Source organism: Chloroflexota bacterium (assembly GCA_034717495.1).
In the GTDB taxonomy this organism is placed as follows: Bacteria; Chloroflexota; Anaerolineae; order JAAEKA01; family JAAEKA01; genus JAYELL01.
On record JAYELL010000016.1, the window covers coordinates 44,229 to 50,657 of the forward strand.

Genomic DNA, 6,429 nt, shown 5'->3' on the forward strand with positions numbered 1-6,429 from the left:
AACCATTCACCCTCCGGGATGATATCTCCAGGTTGAGCGGTTTGTGTTGAGAACCTCCCAGCGGATGGCTGAATGTCCACCATTATTCTTTGCGGCTTCGAGCCTTCGTGATTACTCCCCGAACAAGTTCTCACATGACGCACGCTGCACGCATGCTCAAGCTGTATGGAGGTGCGGTATGAGCCAAGCTCGAAAGGAACGCTGGACCGCTTTCCTTATCCTCCTGCCATCCATCATTTTACTGGCAATATTTGTCTATGGGTTTATTGCCTGGACGGCGCGGGTCTCAATGTCAGCCTGGGATGGTATCGTCCCCGACTACACCTGGGTTGGTTTTGAAAACTACAATCGACTCTTTACCAAAGCCGGCGGGGTTTCGGCCATCCGTTTTCGGATCGATCTCTGGAACACCTTTTTCTTCACCATCCTGTTCCTGCTGGGCTGTGTCGTCGTCGGCATGTTCCTGGCTATTCTGCTGGATCAACATGTGCGCGGCGAAGGCATCTTCCGTACTGCCTATCTCTTCCCCATGTCCCTCTCCTTCGTGGTAACGGGCGTGGTCTGGCAATGGATTTTTGCGCCGGGCGCGCCCGGCCGGCCGCGAGGCATCAACGCCCTGCTGGGCACGCTGGGACTGGAGCAGCTCCAGTGGCCCTGGTTCATCTCCACCGAATCCATTGGCCCCTTTCACCTGGCCTTGATCCCGTTGATCATCGCCGCGGCCTGGCAAATGACCGGCTATACCATGGCCATGTACCTGGCCGGTCTGCGCGGCATCCCCGAAGAATTGCGTGAAGCTGCGCGGGTGGATGGCGCCACCGAGGTCCACATCTACCGCAGCATCATCATGCCCATGCTGCGTCCCATCACATTGAGCGCGCTGATCGTGCTCGGTCACATTTCGCTCAAGATCTTCGATCTCATCTACACCATGACCGGCAAGGGACCCGGCTTTGTGACCGACGTGCCGAGTATCTTCATGTTTGAGACCACATTCCAGGGCAACCACTATGCACAGGGCGCGGCCATCTCCATTATCATGTTGTTCATGGTGGCGTTTGTAGTTGTTCCCTACCTGGTCACATCACTGCGCGGGGAGGTGGAGCGATGAGCGCCCGTGGTTTCAATCCCATGCGTTTCGGTATCTATCTGTTGCTCTTTCTCTTCCTCATGCTCTTCCTTGTACCGGTCTACGTGATGCTGATCAGCTCCTTCAAGTCCTTTGCAGAGGTGCAGGATCTGTCGCGCATGTGGTTGCCTCCCAAGGAGCCGACGCTGGAAAGCTTCCGGGTGGCCTGGTTTGGCATCCCGGAGAAGGGCTTGCGCGGGCTTTCGCTCAACATCCTCAACAGTTTCAAGCTGACCATCCCGGCCACCATCATCTCCTCTCTGCTCGGCTCGATGAATGGCTACATCCTCTCGAAATGGAAGTTCCGGGGCGCGAACCTGATCTTCACCCTTATGCTCTTTGGCATGTTCATTCCCTACCAATCCATTCTCATTCCTCTGACGCGCGTAATTGCTGCCATTGGTCTGGGGGGCACGATCTGGGGCTTGATTCTGATTCACGTGGTCTATGGCATCCCGATCACCACGCTCATCTTCCGCAATTACTACGCCGAAGTGCCCGACGAGATCATCGAAGCCGCCCGCATCGACGGCGCCGGCATTTTTGGCACCTACTGGCATGTGCTCTTCCCGCTGTCACTGCCTGGCTTCGTGGTCGTGATCATCTGGCAGTTCACCAGTATCTGGAACGAGTTCCTCTTCGCTGTCACCATCTTGCAACGTCCGGACCAGCAACCCATCACGGTGGCGCTTAATAACCTCTCTGGCAGCCAGATCAAAGAGTGGAATGTCGTCATGGCCGGCGCGCTCATCGCAGCCCTGCCAACGCTGTTGCTCTACATCATCCTTGGCCGCTTTTTCATTCGCGGTCTGTTGGCCGGGTCGGTGAAGGGCTAAGGTTCGGCAGATAGTCGATGAGATGGCGACCGCGCAAAGAGCCTGGCTGCCGGAGTTCTTCTGTGAATCCCGGAGAAATCCGCCAGGCTGCGGTCAAAAACCCTTGACAATCGCTCACATTCGATATATAGTATGATTGAAGACGAATGATATCGCCGATATTGCGGTGTCGATCCAGTAAACCTGCTTGTTTTTGAGCGTTTTTGATTGCTATAGAGGTATCATGGAATCTGGTGTCAGCCTCTCCAGCATGGAAAGACAGGAGCAACTGCTCCTGTTTTTGGAACAGCACGAACGAGCGACGGTCGATGAGCTGTCACAGCGTTTCGACGTCAGTGTGGCGACGGTGAGACGGGATCTGGAATCCCTGCAGGCCCAGGGTCTCATCCAGCGGTTTCACGGTGGCGCCAAGATAGCCAGACAAGCACCGCCAGAGTTGCCCGCCTTGAACCGCAGGGAAGAGCATGCCGATGAAAAGCAGCGAATTGGACGGGCGGCTGCCGGGCTGATCGAGGATGGCGACACGGTTTTCCTGGGCAGTGGCACTACGGTGCTGGATGTGGCAAGGCATCTACACGGGCATCGAGGGCTCTCCGTCATAAGCAATTCGCTGCTTGTGCAAAATGAGCTGTCAAAAACAGCCGCAATCACCGTGATCGGGCTTGGGGGAATCCTGCGGCACAGCGAGATGTCGATGATCGGTCACATCACCGAGCAGGCCTTGGCCGAAGTGAGAGCACAGAAGACCATCATTGGCATTCGCGCCATCGATGTTGAACATGGCCTTACTAACGACTATGTGCCCGAAACCATGACCGACCGGGCGATTCTTGCACAACCGGGCCAGACCATCATCGTGGCTGATCACAGCAAGTGTGCTCGGGTATCCACAGTTTGGCTGGCGCCCATCTCCTCCGTAGACACCCTGGTCACCGATGACAAGGCGCCCCCTGAATTCGTGGATGCCCTCGCAGCGCACAACATCAAGGTGCTCACCGTCTGAGTCGTCCATTCCCCAAGGAGGCCCTATCGAACCAACTGTGACAGCAGAGCGCGGCGATCAGTCCATCGACCGGGAACAGGGATCAGGGAAATGAGTGCATTATCCTCAATCTCCTCCCACTGGCAGAAATGTTTAGCAGACAACACCCCTTTAAGGAGGATTCTACCATGAAAAGCAAGAATATCCTGATCTTGGTGCTCAACCTGACACTGGTGACTGCCCTGCTGCTGGCTGGGTGCGTCGCGGCACCGCCGGCGCCACCGGCTGTGGAGCCACCGGCGGAAGATGCAGCAGCAACTGCTCCAGAACCGGAAGCCGAGGAAGTGGCTGAAGGTGAGACCATCACCGTCATCTTTCCGCAGCATGAGGCCGACCTGAGCGGAGCCTTCGAAGCCCGTGTCCGTGAATTCGAAAATGAAACTGGCATCGAGGTCGATCTCATTCAGATCGGCTGGTCCCAGGTGGCCGACAAGGTTGTGCCTGAATTGGCCACCGGCGGCAGCGCCTACGACGTCGTCGAATTCGATAACGGCTGGGTGGCGCAATGGTGCGGCGCCGGCTGGACGACGCCGCTTACTGATTTCATGCCGGAGGGATACACAGACGGGATGATACCGGGCCTGGTCGATCTGTTCTCTTGTCCGGACGGCACCGTGCATGGTCTTGTCTGGAACAACGATACCCGCTTTTTCTTCTACAATGCCGACAAACTGGCCGAAGCCGGTTTCGACGCTCCTCCGGCGACGGTGGAGGAGTTGGTGACACAGAGTCTGGCAGCCCAGGAGGCCGGGGTGGTTGAGTACGGCATGGCCCCTTTCTGGGACCAGGACTGGGCGCTGGGCAATGAGTTCCATTTCTGGAGCTACGCCTTCGGCGGTGAGATCGTCGACGCTGATGGTTGCTTCCAGTTCAACAAGGATCCCAAGACCCTGGCCGCTTTGGAATTCATGATCGACTCCCTCAAAAACGGCGTATCGAACCCGGCCGGGTTGACCTACGATCAGGCTACCTCGCAGGACATCCTTCTGAAGGGGAACTCGATGTTCATGCCCCAGGGCATCGCCGGCCTGATGACGTATGCTGACGATGAGTCGATTTCCAACGTTGCCGGGCAGATGCAGGTCGCCCTGGTTCCGGGCGCGGAGTCCGGCCAGAGCGCCACGCTCACCCTGCCGGAGGCCTACGCCATCCCGGCCAACTCGGAGCACAAGGAAGCGGCCTGGAAATTCATCGAGTACATGACCAGCCTTGAATCCAACAGAAAGCTCGCCCGGGAGATTGGTCTGTTGCCGATCTGGGTTGAACTCTACACCGATCCGGAGCTGACCGAGCTCTATCCTTTCTGGGCTGACTTCTCCGCTCAGTTGGAAACGGCCCGTGGTTTGTCAACCATCACCTGGTACGGCGATTTCATGGATGTCCTCATGCTCGAGATCCACAAGGCGCTGCTTGGCGATCAAAGCGCCCAGGAAGCGCTGGACGCCATGGCCGAGGGACTCTCTGAGTTCGAGTGCGTGCGCTAACCAGATAGATCACCGATCGAGATTCGTTGCGCGGTGATCATCGCGCAACGAATCTCTTCACCGGTGTCCCAGACAGATCAGGAATCTGAGAACGACCGACCTGATGGATAGCGACTCCTACGTGAGATCAGAAGCCCCCACCTCATCGCAACCTCCTCGTCGCGGCAGTGGCCTGCTTGAGCGCCTCAATCCGAAAAGCCAGAGTGCCCTGGGCCTGCTTCTGACGGTCCCGACCCTGATTGCCATCTTTGGCGTTGTCCTGATTCCGTTCGTCAGTTCTCTGTTGTTGAGCCTCCAGCGTCGCGATATCGGCCGGCCCCAATTGGATGGATTCGTCGGCCTGGGAAATTACCTCAAGCTGCTTCAGGATGACCGATTCATCAATTCCTTCTTCATTACCATCGGGTTCAGTCTGATTTCGGTCGTGTTGGAATTGATTCTCGGCATCGCCATCGCCATGGTCCTCAACCAGCGTTTCAGGGGACGGAGCCTCGTCCGAGGCCTGATCATTCTTCCCTGGGCGATACCCGCGATCGTTGCAGCGGCTATGTGGCAGTGGATTTTCAACGCCGATTATGGCGCGCTCAACGCCCTGTTGACCCAATTGGGTCTCATGGAGTCCTACAAGGTCTGGCTGGCCGACCCAACGGCGGCCAGAGCCCTGATCATCCTGGCCAACGTGTGGAAGGAGACTCCCTTTACTGTCCTGCTGGTGCTGGCGGCGCTGCAGGGCATTCCACAAGATCTTTATGAGGCCGCTGAAGTCGATGGCGCCACCGCCTGGCAACGCTTCAGTGCAATCACGTTGCGTTTGCTGCTGCCTGTCATCATGGTGATCGGATTCCTGCAATTGCTGTGGGGATTGCAAACCTTCGAGCTGGTTCAAATCATCACCAATGGTGGCCCGGCCAGTTCCACCGAGTTGCTCTCCTTGCGTATCTATGCCCAGACCTTTCGCTCGCTGCGCTTCGGCTATGGTGCTGCGATTGCCTATCTCACCGGTCTGATCGTGTTGATACCGGCCATTTTTTACATTCGCGCCGCCTATCGCAGTATTGTGGAGTATTAACCAGTGGTCAATCTCTCCAACTATCGGCATTTCTTCAAGAGCGCCCTGTTGTACCTGGCGGTGCTGCTTATCGTTATCTGGACAGTTGCACCCTATCTGTGGCTGATCATCTCCTCCTTCTCCTATCGAATCGACCTGCTACAGGTGCCGCTGCAATGGATTCCTCAACGAGTCACCCTGGAAAACTTCCAGGGACTCTTCTTCAGTGACGGAGGCACCAACGAAAATGCGGCCTTGTTCCTCCATTCACTGAGGAATTCAAGCATCATCGCCTTTTCGGCGACATTTCTGGCCCTGACGCTGGGGGTGTTCTCAGCATATGCGCTGGCCCGCCTCAGGTTTCCTGGAAGTAACGCTTCTGTAGCCATGATGATGGGCGCCCAGATGCTGCCGCCCATCGCCATGGTTATTCCCATGTATGTGTTGTTGCGCCGCTTCAATCTGCTCGACACGCATTACGGCCTGGTGCTGGTCTACCTCAGCTTCATCCTGCCTCTTGTGGTCTGGTTGATGCGCAGTTACTTCGCCTCGATTCCCTCTGAGCTGGAGGATGCAGCCCAAATCGACGGCTGCTCGCGCCTGGGCGCATTGTTCCGGATCATCCTGCCCCTATCGGGACCGGGGCTGGTCAGCGTGGCCGTCTTCGCCTTCATTGCCGCCTGGAATGAATACCTCTATGCCTTCATTCTGACGACCGCCGATGCCAAAACTTTGCCTGTGCTGATCGGCGAATTCAGCACCAAGCTTGGCCTGGAATACCTGCGCATCGCTGCGGCCGGGGTGCTGGCCAGCCTGCCGCCGGTGATCCTGGCCCTGGTGTTCCAGCGTTTTATCATGCAAGGCCTGACCGCAGGGGCTGTAAAGTGATC

General features: G+C 57.0%; 6 protein-coding genes. All 6 read left to right on the top strand.

Annotation, left to right across the window (positions count from 1 at the left end):
* The first annotated feature begins 178 nt into the window (after positions 1–178).
* The 6 genes from U9R25_03970 to U9R25_03995 all read left to right on the top strand — a co-directional run bounded on the left by U9R25_03970 (position 179) and on the right by U9R25_03995 (position 6,427).
* Positions 179–1,111 carry a sugar ABC transporter permease gene (locus tag U9R25_03970; protein ID MEA3335041.1) on the top strand — a complete coding sequence of 311 codons (933 nt, stop codon included), beginning with the start codon at positions 179–181 and terminating at the stop codon, positions 1,109–1,111.
* Positions 1,108–1,965 carry a carbohydrate ABC transporter permease gene (locus tag U9R25_03975; protein MEA3335042.1) on the top strand — a complete coding sequence of 286 codons (858 nt, stop codon included), beginning with the start codon at positions 1,108–1,110 and terminating at the stop codon, positions 1,963–1,965. Before U9R25_03970 ends, U9R25_03975 begins: the two co-directional genes overlap by 4 nt.
* A 223-nt stretch (positions 1,966–2,188) precedes the next feature.
* Positions 2,189–2,968, top strand: a complete 780-nt coding sequence (locus U9R25_03980) for a DeoR/GlpR family DNA-binding transcription regulator (GenBank protein ID MEA3335043.1) — start codon at positions 2,189–2,191, stop codon at positions 2,966–2,968.
* A gap of 167 nt (positions 2,969–3,135) precedes the next feature.
* A complete protein-coding gene (locus U9R25_03985) occupies positions 3,136–4,491 on the top strand; it encodes an extracellular solute-binding protein (GenBank protein MEA3335044.1) in 1,356 nt (451 codons plus the stop codon).
* A 121-nt stretch (positions 4,492–4,612) separates the two neighbouring features.
* Positions 4,613–5,560: a sugar ABC transporter permease gene (locus U9R25_03990; GenBank protein MEA3335045.1), complete on the top strand. Its 948-nt coding sequence runs from the start codon at positions 4,613–4,615 to the stop codon at positions 5,558–5,560.
* A 3-nt stretch (positions 5,561–5,563) separates the two neighbouring features.
* Positions 5,564–6,427, top strand: a complete 864-nt coding sequence (locus tag U9R25_03995) for a carbohydrate ABC transporter permease (GenBank protein ID MEA3335046.1) — start codon at positions 5,564–5,566, stop codon at positions 6,425–6,427.
* Positions 6,428–6,429: the final 2 nt, after the last annotated feature.

Coding starts and splice junctions, on each gene's coding strand:
- U9R25_03970 (MEA3335041.1), top strand. CDS start 179: ATGAGCCAAGCTCGAAAGGAACGCTGGACCGCTTTCCTTATCCTCCTG.
- U9R25_03985 (MEA3335044.1), top strand. CDS start 3,136: ATGAAAAGCAAGAATATCCTGATCTTGGTGCTCAACCTGACACTGGTG.
- U9R25_03980 (MEA3335043.1), top strand. CDS start 2,189: ATGGAATCTGGTGTCAGCCTCTCCAGCATGGAAAGACAGGAGCAACTG.
- U9R25_03975 (MEA3335042.1), top strand. CDS start 1,108: ATGAGCGCCCGTGGTTTCAATCCCATGCGTTTCGGTATCTATCTGTTG.